Here is a 21,300-nt window from a genome sequence, read left to right as displayed (position 1 = left end):
GTAGGCGGGGGCGTCAGGATGGGCGCAGGCCCGCGTGGGCGATCTCCAGCGTCTCCATCGCCGCCTGGGAGCTGGAGGGGTCGAACGACGGGCCGTCCCACCGCACCGGGACGATCCCGAGCACCTGCCAGCCGACGATCCGGCTCAGGTCGGGCCGCAGCGCCACGATCTCCCCGTCCTTCGGCTCGACCTTCCGGACGATCTCACCCAGCCAGCGCGCGATCTTGAGGGTGTCCGCGGTGACCGCACGGCTCAGCGTGATGTTCGACCAGGTGATGCGGCCCGGCAGCTGCCAGGCGAAACCGTTGTTGCCGCCCTCCGCGTACTGCTCGATCTCCACCTGGGCACCCAGGCCCGAGCAGGTGGTGAACTCGCCCAGGTCGTTCCCACCGATGGTCAGGCTGAAGAACACACTGGTCGCGAAGATGTTGTCGGTCATCGGTCCCGCTTCCCTGCTTGCTGCTTCCGGTCATGTCGCTGCGGTCGCCCGTCGGGCCGCGCGCCTGGTCTGCGCTCAGCGGCGCACGTCGTACGGTCGCCCGCTGCGCTCCCTCCCCCGGCGCAGCTCCGTCCGCAGCAGCCGCCCCACGGGTTCGACCAGGCGCCGGGCCAGTTCGTCGAGGTCGGCGACCCCGGCGATGCCGGTGGCCGTGGCGTCGGCGGGCTCGGCCGGTGATCCACCGGCGTCCGTCGCACGCCGCGCGCCGGCCCGGGTCGGCGCGGCCGCCGGCGGGGCGGCCTGCACCGTCGTCGGCGTCCGGGCCGGCACGGCGGTCAACGGCACCCCGGTCAGGCCCGCCTGCTCCGCCACCCGCTGCAGCACCCGCGCCGTGTCGGACGACGGCAGCACGGGGCCGGCCGGGGCGGACGGCGCTGCCCAGGTCGACGGCGCTGCCGGGGCCAGTTGTACGGACCGGGAGGCCGCGGCGCGCGACACGACCGGCGAGGACGCGACGGGCAGCTGCGAACCCGCTGCCCAGCCCGGGCCGGGCTGGGCGGGCGCCAGCGACGGCGACGGCGACGGCTGCGGGGACCGGGCGCCGGCCGGAAGCCGCTGGAGCGACGGAGCCGTCAGCGGCGCGAGCCGCACCACGGGCGGGCGCGGAGCCGACCCGGCGGCGGACGGCGCAACGCGGCCGCCGGACGCCGGGCGCCCTGCGGACTCCGGTGCGACGACACGCTGCACGGCCGAGCCACCCGTGGTCGCCACCGCCGCACGGGCGCGGCCGGACAGGGGCAGCGCAGGCGGCGGGTCGGTGGGCCCGGCTGCTGCGCCTGACGGGCCGCTCGGCGCCGAACTCCCCTGCACCACCGGGTGATTGGCCGCACTCCGGCCAGCCCCTCCTGCGGACGAACGCCGCGCACGCGAACGCTGCAACACGCCCGCGATACCGCGCACCGCAGCCGTCCCCGCACCGGACGCCTGTCCCGGCACGGCAGAAACCGGGGTCGCACCGGTCGGCGCCGAACCCTGCGGCGGCGGCGCCGACGGGCGATCGGCGTCCTGTCGGCCGTCCGCACCGCCGTCCCCGACCTTGGACGACCGCCGAGCGCGCGACCGCTGCAGCACACCCGCGAGCCCGCGAGCCGCAGCCGTACCCGCACCGGACGCCTGATCCCGCGCTGTTGCGGGGCCCGAAGTGCCGGACCCCGCCGAACTTCCCTGCACCGCCGACGGCCCGACGGCGGAGCGGCCGTCCCCCACGCCCGGCGCGTGCCGCGAGCGGGAGCGCTGCGGAACAGCCGTGGCGCCGGACGGCCGACCACCCGGCGCCGCCGACTGCGCGGCAGCGGTCGTCTCGCCGTCCGTGCGCGGCTGGAGCGCCCTCGGCCAGACGGCCGGCACCACGGGCGGGCCGGACGGCGCCGCAGCAGTGCCGGGGCGAGCGCCGGCGGCGGTCGCGGACGGCGGCGTCGCTGCGGCGAGGGCGAATGTCATCGGACGCTCGCCGATCAGGCCACGCCTCGGGCCGGTGACCGCGACGGCTCGCTGCACGCCCCAGCCTCCGGCCCCTGGCCGCGCCGGAACCGCCGGGCCGACACCGCTCTCGTGCGGAGCACTCCCCTGGCCCGGGGCCTGCTGCGGCGCGCCGCCCGGCCGGGGCTGTCCGTCGTCGCCGCTCCGGGAGCGGCCCGCCGACGCCGTTGGGGCCGTCGGGGCCGACGGGGTCTCTCCGGGGCGCCGGACGGCACGCTGGACGCTCGGTCCCCCATCGGCCACCGGCGCAACGGTGGTGGGCACGCCCGGACCGCCCTCGCTTGGGCCGCTCCGAGGCCGAACTGCCGGTGCCGTAGGAGCTGTTGGAGGAGCTGTATGAGCTGCAGGAGCCGAAGTCTCGTCGGAACGCCGGACGGCACGCTGCACCCGCAGCGCTTCACCGACCGCAGGCCCCGCGGCCACAGGGCCGCCCTGTTCCGCCGCACTCCCGGTGCTGCCGCCCGCGGCGCCGGTCGCCGCCGGGCCCGTGATCCGCCGGACCGGTCCGCGCCCGCCGAGCAGGGGGGCGGTGCCACGCGGCGCTGCCGCCGTCGGCGGCAACGCGTCGAGGGGCGCGCCCAGGCCTCCGCGCGTACGGGCGGGGGCCGGGTCGGGGCGGACCTGGTCGGTGTCTGCGGGGCGTTCGGCGCGTTCGGCGCGCTCGGGGGCCTGCGACGACGGTGTGCGCGAGGAAGTGCCTGCCCTGGACGGAGCACGCTGGACGGATGCGCCGTCGGCGGGTCCACGTCCGGCGCGGGACGATGCCGGGCCGCCCCGCTCGGTGGTCGTGCGGGAGCCCCCGCCGTCGGTGGCGTCACGGTGGCTGTTCCCGAGCTGCCGGGCGCCGTCGGGGCCGCCCGTCTCGGCTCGCACGGTCCCCGCGTCGGTCGGGACGACCGGCATGGGCGGCAGTCCCGGGGCAGTGTCAGGGCGCTGAGGGCCGACGGCGGCCACGGGTGAGGCGCTCGCGGGCAGCGAGGTCAAGGGTTCGCCGAGGACCGGGCGGGCGGGCGTGGCCACGCCCGGCGCGACGGCGCGCTGGACCGCCCCTTCGGCCGGTCCGCTCCGCGCGGGCGCGATGGTGTTCTCCGGCCGCGCGACCGTCCGCACGACGGCTTCGCCGCTCTCAGGCGAGGACGTGCCGGGTTCCGCCGCGACGGCGGGTCGCGCCGTCTCCGTGCCACGGCTCGGCGACTCGGTGGCGCCAACCGGCGTCGCGGCAGGCGTCGCCACCGGCGCCTTGACCGATCCCGGGACCACCGTCACCGGGCGAGCGGACAGTGTCCGGGGGCGCCGCGCGACGATCAGCGGTTCGCTGACGGAACGGGGCCGCACCGGGCGGAGCGCATCAGCCTTCACGGCCTCAGGCTTCGTTACCTCAGGCTCCGCCGCATCAGGCGTCGTCACCTTAGGCATGGATGGACGGCCGTCCGGCACGACCGACCGGTCGCCCCCGCCCGCGTGCGTCGCCCGCGAGGCCGGCCGCACGGGAAGCCGCCGCACCCCGCCGGAGCGCTGAACCGGCCGGGTCTGCGCCGGTGTTCCCACGCGGACCGACTCGGCCGACCCGGCTGCCTCGGCCGGCTCGCCTGTTGCGACCGGCCCTGCATCGGTCGCCCCGGCCGTTCTCCTGGCGACCGGCAGGGCAGGGCCGCCCCCGCCCGCGACGGCGGCGGCCGGTGCGAGCGGTGCCGCCACCGCCCGCAGGATCCCCGCCGGAGCGGACGGGAGAACCGCATGGCCGAGCGGTCCGCACAGCGAGGGGTCCTGCCAGGAGGAGAGCCGGGACCGGAACTTCAGGCCGTCGCTGACCCCGTGCGCCGCCCGGGCCACGGTCGGGACCAGGGGTCGCACTGCGCGCCACCCCTCGTCCCCCGCAGCGGGGCGCCGCGGACCGTCACCGGCTGAGCCGGCCGTGCCCGCACCGCCGGTCACACCGCCGGTCGCACCGCTGCCCACGCCGCTGCTCGCGCCGCCGTCGGAACCGCCGTCCGCCGCCTCACCCGCCGTCCGGCGGCTGATCCAGTCCCGAAGCCCCACTCTGTTCACCCGCCTTCGTTGACACGGGTGTTGAGCCGTGCGATCTCCCGCACCCACTGCCCGCGTTCGCGGTGGGTGAGGTCGAGGATGTCCTCCCGCTGCCAGTGGAAGTGGTAGGCGATGTACGCGATCTCCTCGTACAGCCGAGCAGGCGCGTACGTCACGATTCCCCCAGGCGCCCACCGGCGAGGTCGACCTCGAAGGCGCCGTCGCAGTGCGGGCAGGTCACCGCGGCGCGCGTGTGGCCTTCGCTGTTGATCCGCTGGTAGAGGTCCTGGAGGAAGGCGACGTCGGTGGCGTACATCCGCTCGACGATGCCGGCGTGTACGTCGGTGATGTCACCGAGGCTGGTGATCACGTGGCTGAGCAGCACCACGCTCAGGTAGGCCGGGTTCTCCTTGACCCGCAGGTCGATCTGCGGCATCAGTTCGTCGCGGGCGGTGGCCAGGCGCATGGTGCCGTGCCGGTGCACGCCGCCCTCGTCGTCGACGTAGCCGAGCGGCAGCTCGAATTCGAACTCGGTGCGTGGTGCCTGCCCGCGGGGCCGGGGCCCGGCCGGCCCCGGCTGGCCCGCGGGCTGCTGCTGTTGCGGCGGCGCGGTGTTCTGCTGGGCCGGGCCCCGTTCCAGCAGTTCGTCAAGGCCGATCCGTCGCCTCACTCTACGCTGATCTCCTCGAACACGATGGTCACGGTCTCCGTCGCGGCGCTGGACTCGCCCGCGGTGAGCGTGGGGCCCTCCCAGCGGCTGGCCCAGGCGTTGGTCAGCTGGATGCGCCGCAGGGTGGCACCGGTGGTGTCCTTGACCTCGATGGTGAGGTTCTGCCGCGCGGTGTTGATCGCCCCGTTGTTGAGGGTTTCCTTGATCCAGTTGGTGAACGCGCCGCTCTTGTCGAGGCCGCGGGTGATCGTCACCTCGCCGGGCAGCCGGGCGCCCGGCTGCTTGCGGACGATCAGTTTGCCTTCCTGGGTGACCTGCTTGTACTCGACGACCTCCTGGTCGACCGACAGGTTGCTGATCTCCTTGACGGACTCGACGTTGTAGCCGCCGAGTTGGACGCCAAAGATGTGTGTGGAGAGCGGATCGCCTTCAGCCATTGCTTGTTGTCACCTTCCGATGGGTGCCGACCGTGCCGGCGGTCACTCGTTGACGAGGCTCGTGCTGTCTGAGAACTGGGACAGCCGGAACACCACGAACTCCGCCGGCTTCACCGGAGAGACGCCGATCTCGCAGATCACCTGGCCGAGGTCGATGGACTCCGGCGGGTTGTTGTCGCGGTCGCACTTGACGTAGAAGGCCTCGGCCGCGGTCTGGCCGAACAGCGCCCCGCGCCGCCACTCCTCGGTGAGGAACGCGGTGATGTTCCGGCGGATGCTGGACCACAGACGGTCGTCGTTGGGTTCGAAGACCACCCACTGGGTCCCCAGGAGGATCGACTCCTCCAGGTAGTTGAAGAGCCGGCGCACGTTGAGGTAGCGCCAGGCCGGGTCGGAGGAGAGGGTCCGCGCGCCCCAGATCCGGATGCCGCGCCCGGGGAACGCCCGGACGCAGTTGACGCCGATCGGGTTCAGCAGGTCCTGCTCGCCCTTGCTGAGGCGGGTCTCCAGGTCCACCGCACCGCGGATGACCTCGTTGGCCGGCGCCTTGTGCACGCCGCGGTCGGCGTCGCTGCGCGCCCACACCCCGGCGACGTGGCCGCTCGGCGGGACCAGCACGTTGCGGCCGGTCGCCGGGTCGAACACCTTGATCCACGGGTAGTAGAGGGCGGCGTAGCGGGAGTCGAAGCCCGCCTCCTCGTTGCGCCAGGTCCGCATCCGCTGGGCGTTCAGGCCGGGCGGCGGGTCCAGTACGGCGATCCGGTCGCCCATCTGCTCGCAGTGCGACATGACCGCGAGCTGGACGGTCCGCAGGCCCTCGTCGTCGAGGTCGCCGCGCTGGTAGGCGCTCATCAGGTCGGGCACCGCGACCATGGTGATCTCGTCGATCGCCTCCAGGCCGGAGAACCCGGTCCGGGCGGCGGCGTCGCCGACGTACTCGGCGGGGTCGAGCCGGGTGGCGGTGGCCGGGGCCGACGCGGGCGCGGGGGCCGCGGCGAGGGCGTGGGTCGCGCGCTCGGGGCGGCTCGGCGCGGTGCCGGCCTGCTCGGTGACCGCGACCAGCTTCGACTCCCGCAGCTGGGTGACGACGTAGCCCTTGGTGTTCCGGCGGGTCGAGACGTCGTAGGTCTCGGCGACCTCGCTGCCGCGGCGGACCAGCAGTCGGAACCGGTCCTCGGGGACGTTCTCCCCCTCCACGTCGGCGATCTCGACGGACACGTCGCCGCCCGCGCCGGGCAGGGCCGAGAACAGGAAGCCCGAGACCGCGACGGGCGGGGGCGCGCTGACGGCGGCGGCGGGTGTGCCGCCGGGCGCCTGCCGGGCCGGGTCGCCGACCCGCACGACGTAGGCGGAGCCGCCGCCGTTGGCGAAGAAGCCGTACACGGCGTGCGCCAGGTAGGTGCCCTCGGTGAACCCGCCGAACCGCTGGACGAACTGGTCCCAGTTGGTCACCAGCGTGGGCTCGTGGAAGGGACCGGTCTCGGCGAAGCCGACGAAAGCGGCGACGGCCGTGCCGACGCCCTCGATCGGGCGGGCACCGGACTGGACCTCCTCCACGTACACGCCCGGGGTGAGGTACGACGGCATTCGCGCTCCTTCGGATGGCCGGTCAGTCGTCCCCGAGTCTGCTGCCGGGCGCCGTCCGGGGACATGTCCCGAGGTCCCGGACCGGGGGCAGGAACGACTGCCCCGGCGGGCAGCGCCGCAGGTACCCGCAGGCGCCCCCACCGGCGGAGCGGCACCCGGCTGGCCGCCACCGCCGGCCCGCCGCCGACGGGCCGGGTCAGCCGCGCCCGCCGCCCCCGAGGACGGTCAGCCACGGCCCGAACTCGCTCTCCAGCACCAGCCGGCCGAGCTTGCGGTACTCGCCGACCACCGCGGCGACCAGCTGCGCCATGCCCAGCGGGGCACCCGTCCCGGCGGCCAGGTAGGCCGCGGAGACCGCGCAGGCCCGGATGGAGCCGCCGGTCAGCTCGAAGCGCCGGGCGCAGAAGTCCAGGTCGAGGTCGTCCCCGCGGGGCAGCCGCGACCCCAGGCAGCGGTCCCACAGGACCCGCCGCTGCGCCTCGTCGGGCAGCGGGAACTCCGCGATGACGTCGAGCCGCCGGGTGAACGCCTCGTCGAGGTTGGCGCGCAGATTGGACGTCAGCACCGCGATCCCCTCGAACGACTCCATGCGCTGGAGCAGGTAGGCCGTCTCGACGTTGGCGTGGCGGTCGTGGGCGTCCTTCACCTGGGAGCGCTTCCCGAACAGCGCGTCCGCCTCGTCGAACAGCAGGACGCCGTTCACCTGCGCGGCCTCGGTGAAGATGCGTTCCAGGTTCTTCTCGGTCTCGCCGATGTACTTGTCCACCACGGTGGACAGGTCCACGACGTAGAGCTCCATGCCGAGTTCGGCGGCGACCACCTCGGCCGACATCGTCTTGCCGGTGCCCGACTCCCCGGCGAACAGGGCGATCACCCCGTTCCCCCGGCCGCCGCCCGGCCGCATCCGCCAGCGCCCGAGCACCTGTTCGCGGTGCCGGGCCCGCAGCACCAGCTCGCGCAGCCGGCCCTCGGTGGGCTCGGGCAGCACCAGGTCGGCCCAGCCGACGGCGGGCTCGATCCGGCGGGCGAGACGGGCCAGGCCCGCGGCGTTCTGCGCCCGCACGGCGGCCCGCAGGTCCTCCGCACTCACCGGGCGCCGCTCGGCGGCCGCCGTCCGGGCCGCCACCCCGGCGGCCCGCTCCAGCTTCTCGTGGTCGATCCGGTAGGCGGCCACCGCCTCGGTCAGTTCGTCGCTCAGCGCCTCGGCCGGCGCGTCGGTCAGCGGTGTCCGGGCGGCGGCCAGCGCGTGGGCCCACCGTTCGGCCCGGCCGCGCGCGTCCGGCGGCGGGACGGTGACCACCACCGGGCTGTCCCGCGCCCAGTCCGGATCCCACACCTGCGGGCCGTGCACGAGCAGCGGGAGGCCCGTGAGCTCCGCGCACAGTTCGCGCAACAGGGCCGCCCGCTCGGGCCGTTCGGGTTCGAGCCGGTCCAGCGGTCCGAACACCACGCCGCCCCTGCCCAGCCGGGCCTCGCGGGCGAGCACCCGAAGGATGCTCCCCGGCGGGCGGGCGGCGAGCGCGGCGGCGTCGACGACCAAGGGCGCCCGGCCGTCGGCGGCGAGGGCGGCCACCGCCAGCGGCACGGCGTGCCCGTCCCGGTCCAGCAGGTGCACCAGTCCGCCGTCCGCCGCGGCCGCGCGCAGCCGCTCGACGGGCTCCGACGCCGCTGCGGCGCCGTCGGCGGCTACGGGCGCGGCGCGGCGGGCCAGCCCGGCGAGGGCGCCGTCCGGTTCGTCGTCGCCGAGCAGATGGGCCGTCACCCGGTCCGGCACGCGCAGGGCGCGGGAGAGCAGCGGGCGGTCCGGTTCTGAGACCTCCAGGAGCCCGCCGGCGATCAGCGGGGCCCGCGTGGAGAACCGGAAGCGGGCGGCGCCGAGGCCCGACAGTCCGCACAGCCGCAGGGCCAGCCCGATGGTCGGGCGGCGTCGGGTCAGGTCGTCGTTGAGGTAGCCGTAGAGCTGTTCGAAGCGGGTGTCGAGGTCGGGGGCGAGAGCCACCAGCAGGAGTTCGACGTCCACCGGGAGCAGCCCGAAGGCCTCGCTGAGCCGCGCGAGCCGCGAGCCGGGCGGCGGCGCGGGCGCGTCGCCGGGGGCCGTACCGTCGTGGCGCGCCGTGGCGGAGGCCGCCAGGATCCGTTCCACCGCCTCCGGGCTGAGGTACTGGCCGCGGTACGGGTCGTCCGGGTCGGGGTCGTCGGCCCGGCGCTCGCGCACCGCGGTCCGGACCCGCTGCTCGACCAGGTGCAGCCGTTCCCAGAGGTGGTCGGGGCCCGCGGGTGCCGCGGCCGGGGCGGGCGTTGCCGACGCACCTGACGCACCCGACGCGGCCGACGCATCCGACACGGCCGTCCGGAGGTCGAGGCTCATCGCGTCCCGCCCCGGGTCCGGCGGCCCGGCGGCAGTACGCGGTCCCGGGGCGCGGCGAAGCCGTCCGGGCCGGGGTCCGCGCCGCCGTGGTAGCGCAGCCGGCGGCCCGGGCCGTCGGCGGGTGCCGCATCGTCCCGAGAGGCGTCCCGACTGGTGTCCTGGGCGCGCACCACCAGGCCCTCGGTGACGGGCGGTCCGACGGGGCTGCGTCCGCCGGGCAGCGGGGCGAGCGCCCTGAGGTCGATCGAGGGCCGCAGTTCGCCGCCGAGCGCGGACCACACGTCGGACACCGACGGCAGGCCCGTGTCGCGCCCCGCGATGTCGAGCCCGACGGTCAGTCCGAGGTCGGCGAGCGTCCCGGTGAGCACCCGGGCGGGCAGCGCGTCCACGGCGGTCAGGCACTGCAGCACTTCGGCCAGCAGCCGGTGTTCGTCCTGCGGCCGGCTGGTCCAGACGGTGACCAGGTAGGCCAGTTCGAACCACCGGGGCGCGGCCCGGTGGCCGATCACCATGCCGTCCGCGTCGTGCTCCGCGATGGCGCCGGCCTGTCGGCGGCCCGTCTCCTCGCGGATCCCGTACAGGAAGACGCTGACCGTCGGCGCGGTGCGCCGGGCGCTGAAGTCCCGGGTGGGCGCGTCGAAGGCCACCTCGACCCCGCGCTCCTGCAGACCGGCCTCGGCGAGCAGCAGCCGCAGTGCCTCGTCGACTTCGTGGATCATCGCCGCTCCACCTCCCCGGGCGGGCCGATGCTGCCCTCGACCACGAGGAAGGGGGTGGTCACCGGGGAGAATCCGGGGCCGTCGGCGATGATGGTCCGCGGGCCGGTCTCGTCCTTGGGGAGGATGAGCAGTTGGCCCGCGAAGGTCCCGTCGGCCCGGGGGTGGGTGGGTGCGGCCGCGGCGGTGATGCCGGGCTGCCAGGTGAACCGCACCGGTGCGCCGGGCGGGAAGTCCACGCCCCGGACGGAGGTCACGAAGCCGGGCTTGCCGATCGGCGGCACGGCGACGATGCGGGGCTGCAGGATGCGCAGCGGGGTGCTCGCCCGGTGCGGCCCCGGGACGGCGTCGGTGCCGGTGGTGGTGAGTTCGGCGCTGATGGTGGTCTGCAGCGCCGCGACGGGTGACAGCACCACGCGGACCACCTGGCTGCCGCCCGGGGACAGGTCGGCCAGGTCGCAGGCCCCGTCCCGGCAGCCCGGGGGCAGGGCTTCGGCGGGCACGCCGGCGGGCAGGCCGAGCGACAGGCGCAGCCCGGTCGCGAGGGCTTGCCCGGTGTTGCGCACCGTGTAGCTGACGGTCACGTGGCCGCCGACGTAGCCGGGGTTCGGCTGGGCGTCGACCGACACTCCGGGGCCGGCCTGCGGCGGCGGTGCCGGGGCCGGTTCGGGAGCCGGCGGGGGCGGCGGCGCGGGGGCGGGCGTGGTGGACGGTGCCGGGGTCGGCGTCGGCGTCGGCGTCGGCGTCGGTGTGGGTGTGGGTGACGGCGTCGGCGAGGCGGACGGTGACGGCGTGGGGGTCGGCGGGTCCAGCACGGGGAGGAACGTCTGGGCGAAGTCGTCCCCGGGGTTCGGATCGACCACCGCCCCGGTGACGCTCCAGCCGAACGGCTGGGTGCCGGGCCGGGTACCGATCAGTCGGGCGGTCACCCGGACCGCCGCGCCCGGCGCCAGCGTGCCGAGGTCGCAGCGCAGCGCGCCGGCGTCGCACTGGCCGACCGGGGCGGTGAGGCCGCCGAGCCGGGCGCCGGTCGGCACCGAGACGGTGAGGGTGGTCCCGGGCGAGGACGCGGGCCCCTTGTTGGTGACGGTGATCGTCACGTCGGTGCCGCCGTCGACGGGGACGGCCGGCGTGCGGGCGGGGGCGGTCAGCGCCAGGTCGACGGACTGCTGGACGGCCGGTTCCTTCTGGCGGCCCGGCAGTCGCCGGTCGAGCGGGGTGAGCGTGCCGGCGGCGAAGTCGTAGACGGCCAGCCCCTCCGGCGAGTTCGGCGGCAGGGCCCGGCGGGAGGTGAGCACCAGTTGGGCGCTGTTCGCCGTCCAGGCGACGTCGCGGGGCTGGAACGGCCCGGTCTCGGAGGTGTCGGGCAGCGGCCGGGTGCAGGCGCCCTTGTCCCGGCCGAGCTGGGTGGGCAGGACCACGGTGCAGTCGCTGCCGGTCGGCGAGGTGACCACGACGCCGTCCTGGCGGTTGTTCCCGCCGTCGCCGGCCTTGCGGTTGAAGGCGATGCGCCGGCCGTCGGGCGAGAACACGGGGCTGTCGTCGATGACGTTGCAGGTGCCGGGGCAGACCGCCCGGCTGAGGTCGGTCTGCCGGGTGAGGTCGCCGGCGGCCACGGTCCAGACGTGCAGGTTGCCGGCGTTGCCGTTGACGACCGCGGTCCTGGAGAAGGCGATCGACTTGCCGTCGGGCGACCAGAAGGGCTCGCCGTCGGAGGCCCCGGCCTGGCCGGCCGGCGGCTCGACGGTGCCGACGATCGCCCCCGTGGACACCTGGGCGATCAGGACCCGCCCCGGACGCCCCGGCTGCCCGCCGCCGCCCGGGGCGCTCCGGCTGAACACGATCAGCTTGCCGTCCGGCGAGAAGGAGGGGTCGGTGTCCCGGTCGGTCGGGCCGCGCCCGGCCAGGTTCATCGGGTGCGGGTTGGAGCCGTCGGCGTCGGCCAGCCAGATCCGTTCGATCCGCCCGGCCGGGGAGTCCTCGTAGCGGGTCACCACGATCTTCCGGCCGTCCGGCGTGTAGGCCTGCCGCTCGTACCACGGGTCGTAGCCGGGGCGGGGGTGGAAGAGCGGGTCGGCCGCCGGGTTCGGATCGGTGTTGGTGTCCGCGGCCGGGTCCTCCCTGAGCACGCTGATGCCCAGGTCCCGCGGGTCGGCCCCGTCGGGGCGGACGTCCTGGACGTCGGCGATGTTGGCGGCGGAGGCGCTGGTCTGCTCCACCACCGGGCCGCCCTCGGCCTGGGTGCCCAGCCAGGTCGGCGCCGCGATCAAACGGTCGGTGCCGTACAGCAGTTGGGGGTCGTCGCAGGAGCAGGTCGGCGCGCGGTACAGGTTGACGACCGGCGGCCGGGACGGGTCAGGCTGCGGCGGGTTGGGGGGCAGCGGGTCGGCGCTCAGGAAGAGGACCCCGCTGCCGTCGGCCATCCAGGCGGCGGAGCCGGTCCGCCAGGTGGAGCCGGTGCGGAGGAAGAACGCCTTGTCGCCGCCGGTGGGCGAGGTGAGCATCAGGGTCCGGCCCTGGTCGCCCCGGTCCCAGGTGTAGACGATCTGGTTGCGGTGGGCGTCGTCGTCCACCGGGTTCCAGGCCGGGTCGACGGCGTTGCCGTCGGCCACGTTGGTGACCTTGGTCGGCGCGCCGCCGGTGAACGGCCGCAGGTAGACCTGGATGTGCGCCCCGTCGCCGGTGCAGGCGTACGCGACCCACTTGCCGTCGGGCGAGACCGTCGGATGGGTCTCGTCGGCCGCGCCGTCGGTGATCCGGCGCAGCCCGGAGCCGTCCCGGTTGACCGCCCACAGGACCTTCTGGGGCGCGCCGCCGCCATCGCGGGGCTCCAGCGCGACGAAGACGACGCCCTTGCCGTCCGGGGCCAGCGCGGGCTGGGAGGTGTCCATGCCGGTGGTGAGCTTGTGCACCGCGCCGGCCGCGTCGCGCAGGTACACCTGGGGCAGCGGGCCGTCCCGCAGGCTGGTGAAGACCAGGTCGCCGCCACGGGCCGACGGGTCCTGGTCGAAGTGGATCGGGCCGGGCCCGAACAGCGGGGTGCTGGCCGCCGCACCGGTCACCCGGCCGAGGCCGCGGTGGTTGGTGCCGGCGAACACGATCCGCCCGGCCGCCGGGTCGACGGCCGCGGCGGCGGCCGGTGCGCTCTGCCCTCCGGGGGCGGCGGTGCCCAGCGTCACCACGGCCGTCACCAGCGCGAGCAGGACGGCGGCGGCGGCACGGGCCGGCCGCCGGATGAAGCGGGGGGTGGCGGTGGCGCCGATCACGCTCGACCTCACAGGATGGCAGGGGCGGTCTCCCCCGCAGTCTCCCCGGCCCCGGGCCGCGGCGGCAGAGCCCGGACACCCCAGCCGGGGGAAACAACCGGTGTCCCCGAAGGGCAGGCCACGGCGACCGCGGCGCCCAGCGCATCGCGCACGGGAACTCGGCCGGCCCGACTTCCCGTCACGCCTTCGCCGCCCGACGGGTCGAGCCGGGCGGCGCGGGTGGGGCGTCAGGCCACGGGTTGCCGGACGCGGCCTCGGTCGGGACCGGAACCGGCATTCACGGCGGCCTCCCGGCCGTGGGGCATTCGCAGGACGGCGACCGCGCCGACACCGACGACCGCGATGGCGAGCAGCAGGAGGAGGGGAAGGACGAGGTCGATCAGGAGTCGCACGGGGCCTCGGCCTTCTCGTAGTGACGGAGGATCGCGAGGAGGTTGAGGACAGTGCTGGCGGGCGCGTTGCCGAACCGGACCAGGACCCGGCCGTCCACGACGCTGTCCGTGGTGGCGGAGGGCCAGAGCAGGCCGAACTCGCGGCCGCGCTCGCGGAGTTCGCCGAGCAGCGAGGCGACCTCCGGCTCGGTGTAGGTGCGCATGATCGGGTCGTCCGGCCCCGTCGGGCGGCGGTGGTCGGCGGTCACGCGGCCGCGTCCAGCTCGAACCAGACAGATTTGCCCGCCGTACGAGGCTCCGCACCGAACCGGTCGGTGAGGGAGCGGACGAGGTGCAGGCCCCGGCCGGAGACCGAGAGGAGGTCCGAGCCGTCGCGCTGGATCGGGACGACGGGGCTCGCGTCACTGACGGAGACCCGGAGCACGTGGTCGAGCAGCGCGATCACGACCAGCGGCGCCGCACTCCCGCCATGGCGCCACGCGTTGACGAACAGTTCGAGGAGCGCGACCTCGGCATCGGCGACCAGATCGGGCTTCCACCCGGCGCGCGCCGTCGCCTCGCGCAACTCCTCGCGCGCGGCCGACCAGTCAGGGGGGAGTTCAAGGGGAGACACGAAGGAACCTCCTCAGGGGAAATGGATCACTCATCGCCGCATACAGGCAGGCACGCCTCAGGCGACGGCGAGATCACAGGTCATCGCATACGCACCGCAATCGACCCGCTACGCTCAGCATGGGGCCTATGCACTGCACGGCGCAACTCATCCGCCATAACTCGCATATATACAAATCGAACCGGAATTCGGCGGCTCGGAAGGCCAGTTGTCGGTAGCGCCGGCCCCTTCACACAGGCAGACTGGTCAACTGACAGCTCAGGAGGGGACACCATGGCAGTCTCGACCGTTCGCCGACGGCGGCTCGGCGGCGAACTGCGGAAGCTACGTGAAGAACGGAAGCTGACCGCCGAAGTGGTCGCAGAAGCCACGGGGATGAGCCAACCCAAGCTCACTCGCATCGAGACCGCCCACACCGCGGCCAAGATCGAGGACGTCATCAAGCTCCTCGACTTCTACGGATGCGATGACGAGGACTACAGGGCTGGGCTGATCGCCATCACCAAAGATGGAAGCAAGCGCGGCTGGTGGCTGAGCTATCGCGATGTCATCAATGCCACCGCCAACGACCTCATCGTCCTGGAAGCCGACGCCACCACCTACAAGACGTACGAATCGGCTTTCATCCCGGGCCTCTTCCAGACCCCCGAGTACGCGCGGATCGTCATCGACCGCCTACGCACCCGGTCCGGCGGGACCGTCGAGGACCTGGTCCAGGTTCGGATGGCACGCCAGTCCATCCTGACGCGCCCGAACCCCGTGCAGGTGTGGGCCGTCATCCATGAGGCAGCCCTCTACTCGAACGCCAACCGGCCCGAGGTCATGGTCCCGCAGTTGGACAGGCTGCTGACACTCAGCGGCATGTCCAACATCAACATCCAGGTCATGCCGATCGGTGCGGCGGTCCACCCGGGAATGTACGGAGCGTTCACGCTCATGGGCTTCCCGCAGCGGAAGGACCTCGACGTCGTCCTGGTCGAAGGGATGCTGAGCAGCTTGTGGGTCGAGGATCCAGCCGATGTGGAACTCTGCCGGGCGAAGTTTCAGGAGATCACGGCAGAAGCCATGTCCGTCGACTCTTCGCTCGCCTTTATCACCGCACAGAGAGACAGGATCAAGTGACTCAGCCGACCTTCAAGAAGTCCAGCTACAGCGGCGGAGACGACAACTGCGTCGAGGTTGCCATTCCGGGCGGCCCGGTCTCGTACATCCGCGACTCGAAAGACCCTTCCGGTCCCGCCCTGGCCTTCGACCGTGCGGCCCACCAGGCCTTCATCGCCGCCGTCGCTACCGGGGAGTTCGACCTCGGGCTGCTCTGAGCACTCCCCCGTCAAGCGGTGCCTCGCCCGAGCCGGGCGAGGCACCGCTTCCCTTTCCGCCCTCGCGCTAGATCAGGCCGCGCCGCATGGCGTACCCCACCGCGTGCGCCCGGTTGCGCAGGCCCAGCCGCGTGGTGATCTCGTGCAGCACGTTCTTGACGGTGCGTTCGGAGTAGGAGGTCTTCGCGGCGATCTCGCTCGTGTCGAAGCCCTCCGCGACCAGCCGGAGCATCTCGGCTTCGCGGGCCGTCAGCGTCGACAGGGTCAGGCCCCGCCCGTCGAGCATGGTGCGCTGGAGGATCCCGATCCGGTCGAGCAGCTCGCCGAGCAGGTCCCCCGGCATCACACCCTCACCGTTGGCCAGGGCGGTGATGAGGTGCACCAGTCGGTCCTGGTCCGCTTCCGAGCGGCGCAGCACGGCGGCGACCCCGCACTCGACGATCGTCTGCAGTCCGCCCGCCTCGAAGTGCCCCACCACCAGGCCTATCCGGCCGGAGGTGGCGAGCCGTAGCCGGCGCAGGTGCTCGGCCACCGCCTCGGTGAGGGCGTCGACCACCAGCAGGGAGACCTCGGCCTTCGCCGCCTCGCTCTCGCTCAGCAGTTCCACCTCGGGCCGCTGGCGCAACTGCTGGACCACACCGGTCTGCAGGATGAGGTCCTCGGCGTACACCGCCACGCGCACCTGTGCCGGCTTGCCCCGCCCCTGGGTCGGGACGACCGGCCCGGACCGCCGGGCACTGCCGGACGGCGGTGTCAGCACGGTCCGCCGGATGGTGACGTCTTCCTCACGGGATGTATCGGTCAGCGTCATCGCACTACTCCATTCTCCAGGGACCTGCGGTGGTGACGGGCCGGCCGCCGTGGGGCGGAGCCGGCCGTGGGTGTGGGCGGTACGTGCGCCCGGGCCGCGGGGTGAGCCGCGACGGCGCCGGGCAGGGTCGGTCTGTCCGTGCGGGCAAGGGTTGTGCCCACAGCTTGCCCGCACGGCCCTCTCGTCGGCCCACCGGTCGGCCCTACCGTCACGCTATGACCACATCCGCCGAACTCGGCCTGCCCGCACTGACGGTGGCGCCCGGTGGCGTGGCCACCACGACCCTGACGGTACGCAACGACCTCGACATCGTTGAGGCGTACTCGCTTGAGGTGGTCGGCGACTGCGCCGCGTGGACGACGGTCGAACCGGCCCGGGTCTCCCTCTATCCGGGGACGTCCGAAACGGTGACGGTCCGTCTGGCTCCGCCCCGTTCGCCGGCCTCGCGGGCCGGGGACTTCCCGCTCGGCATCCGGGTGCTGCCGGCCGAGCACCCCGAGCTGGTGACGGTCCCGGAGGCCACCGTCACGGTGACGCCGTTCCACGAGCTGCAGGCCGCCCTCGCGCCGCGCCGCCGCCGCGGCTGGCTGCGCGGCCGCTACCGGACCTCGGTGCGCAACCTCGGGAACGCCCCGGGCACCGTGGTCCTCACTCCCGGGCAGGCCGGCGAGGACCTGCGGTTCCGGGTCACGCCGGACCGGCTGCGCCTCCAGCCCGGCGAGTCCGGCGAGCTGCGCGTGCAGGCACGCACCCGCAAGCTGATCTGGTTCGGCAAGCAGGCTTCCTGGCCGTTCGAGGTCACGGTGGGCCCGGAGGAGGTCGCGGCCGACAAGGACGGGGCCCGCAAGGGTGCCGACGGCAAGGGCGCGGCCGGCAACGGCGCGACCGATACGGGCCGCGCCACGGGCACGGCGGGCGAGGCCGCGACGGTCTCGACGGCCACTCTCGCCCCCGCCGCCCCTGCCGACTCCCCGACGGCCGTCCAGCGGTCGGTCCTGGACGGCGAGTTCATTCAACTTCCGATCTTCCCCCGGTGGCTGCTCGCCCTCCTGGCGGCGCTGCTCGCGCTGCTGCTGGCCTGGTTCGCCCTGGTCCGCCCGGCGGTGCGCAGCTCCGCGAAGCAGGCCGCCGAACAGGCCGTCGCCCAGCAGAGCGCCACCCCGGCTCCGGCCGCCGGCGTTCCCGCCGGGGGCGCCCCGACGGCCCCGGCCGGCGGTGGCTCCAGCGGTCAGGCCAAGCCGGGCGCCGGCCAGCCGAGCGCGGGTACCGGCGGGCGCAACCCGGGTCCGGGCCAGGCGGTGCCGGGGACCGGACAGCAGAGCTCCGCCACGATCGACGTGCAGACGGCGAACGGCGCCTCCGCGACGGGCAGTTACGTGGTGCCGCACGGCAAGGTCTTCGACATCACCGACCTCGTGGTCGCCAACTTCCAGGGCGACCAGGGGCTGGTGACCATCACGGCCGGCAACAAGACGATCACCACGATCGCCTTGGAGACCTTCCGCAACCAGGACTACCACTGGGTGACTCCCATCCAGGTCTCCGAGGACCAGGCAGTGACGGCAAACGTGACCTGCGAGACGCCGGGCACCCCGGCCTCGGGCAAGCAGGCGGCCACGTGCCACGAACTCCTCAACATCAGCGGCGCGCTGAGTGATGTCAGTAAGGGCAACTGAATCGGTGTCAGGGTGACTTTCCTCCCCGGGCAGCCGGACCGGACGGTGCGCCGGCTGCCCCAAACGATGGCGACGAGCCCCTTCTGACCTGCCCGTCCCCGTGATCTCCCCCTCCGGATATCTCCTCCCCCAGCCCGTGACCATGTCAATACCCGACAGTAACAACGACCGGTTCGGGCACCCACCGACAATACGACCAGATCACACCAGCTCGGACGGGGCGCCCCGTCCGGGACATCCGGACCTGCCCACACGGGCACCTGGCCCGTCCCTCAGGGGCAGCCGGCCCTTCCCCCGGCACACGCCGAAGCCTGCCCCCGGCGCCCCCTCCTGACGCCGCGCCGACCCGCCTGTCACCTACACGCCGTCCCCACCCCTGATCCAGTACTCGCGCTATAGACCGTGATCAGGCGTCGACGGTGCTGCTCACTCCTCGCCGTACCGAGACACCGGCCGTCAGGGCAGGCCGGCCTGCGTCAAGGGCCCGTTGTGAGCATGGCGATGCCGATGGTGGCCTCGTAGGTGGCCCGGTCGTCCGAACCGGCAGGTGTGCGCCGGTGGCGGCGAGGTTCCGGTCGTGTGGGAGCAGCATCCCGGCGCGCAGATCGGCTGCGAGCCCGGCCGGCGCACTCCACCCCGATCACCGTCCTCGTTCCGCAAGCCACCGGGCGGTCCGGCTCCCTACCTGACCGCCCGGACAGCTCCTAGCCGATTCCGTGCACCGACGAGGACCGTTTTCGGATAGTCGGCAGGCCCCCCGGCAGGCGAGTCTGGTGCCGTTCCGAGAGCAGTCGAACGGAACCGCTCAACGCCAACACCACGCGGTGCGCTGCGGATTCGGCGCGCCGCAAAGAACGGGGGAACTCCATGCGCAAGATCCTCGGCGCCCTGGCCGTCACCGGCCTCATTCTCGGCGGCGGCATCGCCACCGCCGGCACCGCGAGTGCCGCTCAGCCCGGGAAGCCGTGCAGCTGGTACACCACGTCGGAGCCGCTGCTGAAGGCGAACGCCACCGGCGACGCCGCGAAGGCCCTCCAGTGCGAGCTGAACCGCTCGATCAGCAGCAGCTTCTACCCGATCGCCGAGGACGGCGTGTTCGGCCAGGCCACGCTGAACGCCGTCTACAGGTTCCAGGGCTGTGCCGGGCTCCAGGCGGACGGCGAGGTCGGCTCGCAGACCTGGGCGAAGCTCGACTACTACAGCAGCGGGCCGAACTACGCCTGCTGACCCCGCCGGTAGCTGCCGCACTGGAGCGGGGCAGGTTCCAGCGCTGGTGCGGAACCGATCAACACGAACACCACACGGCGCGCCCGGAGTCCGGCGCGCCACCATGGAAAGGGAACTCCCCATGCGCAAGATCCTCGGCGCTCTGGCCGTCACCGGCCTCATTCTCGGCGGCGGCATCGCCACCGCCGGCACCGCGAGTGCCGCCACGCCCAACTCGTCCTGCAGCCAGTACTCGACCTCGGAGCCGCTGCTGAAGCCGGGCGCCACCGGTGCTGCGGTGCAGGCCCTCCAGTGCGAGCTGAACCTCTCGATCAACCCCAGCGACGGCTACGGGATCGACCGCGACGGCGTGTTCGGCCAGGCCACCCTGCGGGCCGTCCAGAAGTTCCAGGCGTGTACCGGGCTTCAGACGGACGGCGAGGTCGGCCCGCTGACCTGGTCGAAGCTCGACTACTGGAGCAACGCCTCCGGTTGGGCCTGCTGACCGAGCTGTCAGCCGCAGCGCTGGGGCGGGGTCACCGCCCCAGCGCTGCGGCGTGCTGAACGGAAACCTCTGACGGCTACGGGATCGACCGCGACGGGGTGTTCGGCCAGGCCACCCTGCGGGCCGCTCAGAAGTTCCAGGCGGCACCGGACTTCAGACGGACGGCGAGGTCGACCCGCTGACCTGGGCGAAGCTCGACTACTTGAGCAACGCCTCGAACACGTATGCTGACCAGTCGGTTGGAAGCAACACCGGGGCAGGGCACCTCGCGGTGCCCCGCCCCGAACACTTTGGGGGTTACCTTGAGCAGCAGTTCCATCAAGCGCCGCGGCGCGTTCCTGTTCGCGGCTGCGGCCATGGCCACGGTCGGGGCCACGGGCGTCGCCCAGGCCGTGCCCAACTCCGGCTCGCTGTGGGTCGGTCCCGGCCGGAGCAACACCTACAACAGCGTCAAGTGCGTGCAGCAGATCTCCAACAGCCTGCACCTCCAGACCGGTTACAAGACGATCGACGTGGACGGCTCCTTCGGCCCCGACACCGCTGGGGCGATCGTTGCCATCCAGCGCTGGGCGAGCCTGGACCCGGACGGCGTCGTCGGCCCGAGGACCGGTGACGTCATGGTCGAGACGACCAAGGACTACTACGGTTGCTACAACTTCCTGCCCACCCTCCGCTGACACCCGGCGCGCAACGGCGGTAGGTCCGTGACCGGTGGGCCCCGGGAGGGGACGGGGCCCACCGGCACGCCCGGCCGACCGATGCCTCGGCTGGTATCAACGCCGTTCGAATTGCGATTCCATGGCCCGAGACATGCTCACTGTCTGCCTGTCGCCCACCGAACCCGCCGACGTACCTAACGCGCTGGCTGCCGCAATGGCCCCGTTCTGGAATGACGCCGAGATCCCGTCAGGTGGCGTCTGGCAGGGCGAATGGCAGTGGTGGCACATCTTCGGCGGCGATGGCGCAGACGGCTTGGCGGTCCGTGCCGGATACGAAGCCGATCCGCGGCTGGCACGTAACCCGCTCTGGTCCGACGGCAGCCCGCGGCCACCACAGCCGGCGGAGCGCTGCGACGGTGGCCCGCGCGGCCTGCTCGATCTGGACCGCGACCGCGCGCCAGCGGCGGATGCGGCCGGTGCGGACCGGGATGGCTGGGCCGCCTTCAGCGCCGACTTCGAACCCGCACTGTCGGAGCGGGCCATGATCGCGCAGGCTTACGACGGCTGGGCGGGGCGGGAGGCGTTCTTCGAGCAACCGGTCATCCGGGCCGTGACCGCCCTGCGGGCGAGCAGTGAGCAGGCCCCCCCGGTGGGCCAGGATGCACGATCCGGTCGCCTGCTATGCCGGTAACCGCGAGCAGTACGTACGTCGGACGTGCTCCCGCGTGGTGCCGACCAACGTGCTGCTCACTCTGGACGGCGAGTGGCTCGACGGCACTTGCACGTCCAGCGACCCCGACGCTCTCGTCGGCCACCGGTACTTCGACTTCGCCGACCGCTACCTCGACGCTCTCGCCGAGGACGCCCTCATGATCCGCATCCGCTTTCACTCCTGACCCGCGCGCTCCTGAGCCGCTACCAGCGATGACTCACCGCCCCCGCGACCGGATAGATCACGAAGCCGCACTGGAGTACTAGTACTCCAGCAGGACTTCGGTGTTTTGCCTGGTCAGAGGCTGCGTGGTGCAGTGTAGTGGGCTGATTGTCCGTCAGGGGCGGTCTTCAGGAG

21 protein-coding genes are annotated in these 21,300 nt (G+C 73.7%); 9 read left to right on the top strand and 12 right to left on the bottom strand.

Features of this window, described 5'->3' with window-relative positions:
- Positions 1-13: 13 nt before the first annotated feature.
- Both AC0B61_RS34460 and AC0B61_RS34455 read right to left on the bottom strand, forming a co-directional pair.
- Positions 14-439: a phage tail protein gene (locus tag AC0B61_RS34460; RefSeq protein ID WP_471746053.1), complete on the bottom strand. Its 426-nt coding sequence runs from the start codon at positions 437-439 to the stop codon at positions 14-16.
- A gap of 75 nt (positions 440-514) precedes the next feature.
- On the bottom strand, positions 515-937 hold the full coding sequence (locus AC0B61_RS34455; protein ID WP_471746051.1) for a hypothetical protein: 423 nt from the start codon (positions 935-937) through the stop codon (positions 515-517).
- A 2,053-nt stretch (positions 938-2,990) separates the two neighbouring features.
- Between AC0B61_RS34455 and AC0B61_RS34450 the strand changes: the two genes are divergently transcribed.
- Positions 2,991-3,497 (top strand): hypothetical protein, encoded by a 507-nt coding sequence (locus AC0B61_RS34450; protein ID WP_471746049.1) that lies wholly within the window; start codon positions 2,991-2,993, stop codon positions 3,495-3,497.
- 526 nt (positions 3,498-4,023) lie between these two features.
- Here AC0B61_RS34450 and AC0B61_RS34445 read toward each other — a convergent pair.
- From AC0B61_RS34445 to AC0B61_RS34405, 9 genes are all read right to left on the bottom strand, one after another.
- Positions 4,024-4,182: a DUF6760 family protein gene (locus AC0B61_RS34445; protein ID WP_199807987.1), complete on the bottom strand. Its 159-nt coding sequence runs from the start codon at positions 4,180-4,182 to the stop codon at positions 4,024-4,026.
- A complete protein-coding gene (locus tag AC0B61_RS34440) occupies positions 4,179-4,676 on the bottom strand; it encodes a hypothetical protein (protein WP_471746047.1) in 498 nt (165 codons plus the stop codon). The genes AC0B61_RS34445 and AC0B61_RS34440 overlap by 4 nt, the downstream gene beginning before the upstream one ends.
- Positions 4,673-5,113 (bottom strand): phage tail protein, encoded by a 441-nt coding sequence (locus tag AC0B61_RS34435; RefSeq protein ID WP_380648825.1) that lies wholly within the window; start codon positions 5,111-5,113, stop codon positions 4,673-4,675. Before AC0B61_RS34435 ends, AC0B61_RS34440 begins: the two co-directional genes overlap by 4 nt.
- Before the next feature lie 42 nt (positions 5,114-5,155).
- Positions 5,156-6,700, bottom strand: coding sequence for a phage tail sheath family protein (locus AC0B61_RS34430; protein WP_471746045.1), 1,545 nt, complete (start codon positions 6,698-6,700; stop codon positions 5,156-5,158).
- A 196-nt stretch (positions 6,701-6,896) separates the two neighbouring features.
- Positions 6,897-9,068, bottom strand: a complete 2,172-nt coding sequence (locus tag AC0B61_RS34425; RefSeq protein WP_471746043.1) for an ATP-binding protein — start codon at positions 9,066-9,068, stop codon at positions 6,897-6,899.
- Complete coding sequence (locus AC0B61_RS34420) at positions 9,065-9,787, bottom strand: Pvc16 family protein (protein ID WP_471746042.1); 723 nt, start codon at positions 9,785-9,787, stop codon at positions 9,065-9,067. Before AC0B61_RS34420 ends, AC0B61_RS34425 begins: the two co-directional genes overlap by 4 nt.
- On the bottom strand, positions 9,784-13,050 hold the full coding sequence (locus AC0B61_RS34415; RefSeq protein WP_471746040.1) for a hypothetical protein: 3,267 nt from the start codon (positions 13,048-13,050) through the stop codon (positions 9,784-9,786). The genes AC0B61_RS34420 and AC0B61_RS34415 overlap by 4 nt, the downstream gene beginning before the upstream one ends.
- Positions 13,051-13,429: 379 nt before the next feature.
- Positions 13,430-13,690 carry a hypothetical protein gene (locus AC0B61_RS34410; protein ID WP_471746038.1) on the bottom strand — a complete coding sequence of 87 codons (261 nt, stop codon included), beginning with the start codon at positions 13,688-13,690 and terminating at the stop codon, positions 13,430-13,432.
- On the bottom strand, positions 13,687-14,055 hold the full coding sequence (locus AC0B61_RS34405) for an ATP-binding protein (protein WP_471746036.1): 369 nt from the start codon (positions 14,053-14,055) through the stop codon (positions 13,687-13,689). The genes AC0B61_RS34410 and AC0B61_RS34405 overlap by 4 nt, the downstream gene beginning before the upstream one ends.
- Positions 14,056-14,328: 273 nt before the next feature.
- On the opposite strand from AC0B61_RS34405, the gene AC0B61_RS34400 reads away from it, so the two are divergent.
- Both AC0B61_RS34400 and AC0B61_RS34395 read left to right on the top strand, forming a co-directional pair.
- Positions 14,329-15,177, top strand: coding sequence for a helix-turn-helix domain-containing protein (locus tag AC0B61_RS34400; protein WP_471746034.1), 849 nt, complete (start codon positions 14,329-14,331; stop codon positions 15,175-15,177).
- Complete coding sequence (locus tag AC0B61_RS34395; protein ID WP_471746032.1) at positions 15,174-15,374, top strand: DUF397 domain-containing protein; 201 nt, start codon at positions 15,174-15,176, stop codon at positions 15,372-15,374. Before AC0B61_RS34400 ends, AC0B61_RS34395 begins: the two co-directional genes overlap by 4 nt.
- 67 nt (positions 15,375-15,441) lie before the next feature.
- Here AC0B61_RS34395 and AC0B61_RS34390 read toward each other — a convergent pair whose 3' ends face one another.
- Positions 15,442-16,185: a response regulator transcription factor gene (locus AC0B61_RS34390; protein ID WP_471746030.1), complete on the bottom strand. Its 744-nt coding sequence runs from the start codon at positions 16,183-16,185 to the stop codon at positions 15,442-15,444.
- Positions 16,186-16,400: 215 nt separating this feature from the next.
- Here AC0B61_RS34390 and AC0B61_RS34385 point away from each other — a divergent pair, with 215 nt between their 5' ends.
- From AC0B61_RS34385 to AC0B61_RS34360, 6 genes are all read left to right on the top strand, one after another.
- Entirely contained in the window at positions 16,401-17,861 is a 1,461-nt protein-coding gene (locus AC0B61_RS34385) for a COG1470 family protein (protein WP_471746028.1), read from the top strand.
- Between the two features lie 867 nt (positions 17,862-18,728).
- Complete coding sequence (locus AC0B61_RS34380; protein ID WP_471746026.1) at positions 18,729-19,088, top strand: peptidoglycan-binding domain-containing protein; 360 nt, start codon at positions 18,729-18,731, stop codon at positions 19,086-19,088.
- A gap of 121 nt (positions 19,089-19,209) precedes the next feature.
- The gene (locus tag AC0B61_RS34375; protein WP_471746024.1) at positions 19,210-19,572 is read left to right on the top strand and encodes a peptidoglycan-binding domain-containing protein; all 363 of its coding nucleotides are present in this window, start codon (positions 19,210-19,212) and stop codon (positions 19,570-19,572) included.
- A gap of 302 nt (positions 19,573-19,874) precedes the next feature.
- Positions 19,875-20,249 carry a peptidoglycan-binding domain-containing protein gene (locus tag AC0B61_RS34370; protein WP_471746022.1) on the top strand — a complete coding sequence of 125 codons (375 nt, stop codon included), beginning with the start codon at positions 19,875-19,877 and terminating at the stop codon, positions 20,247-20,249.
- Positions 20,250-20,382: 133 nt separating this feature from the next.
- Positions 20,383-20,922 carry a hypothetical protein gene (locus AC0B61_RS34365; RefSeq protein WP_471746020.1) on the top strand — a complete coding sequence of 180 codons (540 nt, stop codon included), beginning with the start codon at positions 20,383-20,385 and terminating at the stop codon, positions 20,920-20,922.
- Positions 20,923-20,956: 34 nt separating this feature from the next.
- Positions 20,957-21,127, top strand: a complete 171-nt coding sequence (locus tag AC0B61_RS34360; RefSeq protein ID WP_471746018.1) for a hypothetical protein — start codon at positions 20,957-20,959, stop codon at positions 21,125-21,127.
- Positions 21,128-21,300 lie beyond the last annotated feature (173 nt).

This window comes from Kitasatospora sp. NPDC023385 (assembly GCF_055664045.1).
This window is presented reverse-complemented; position numbering and strand designations above follow the sequence as displayed.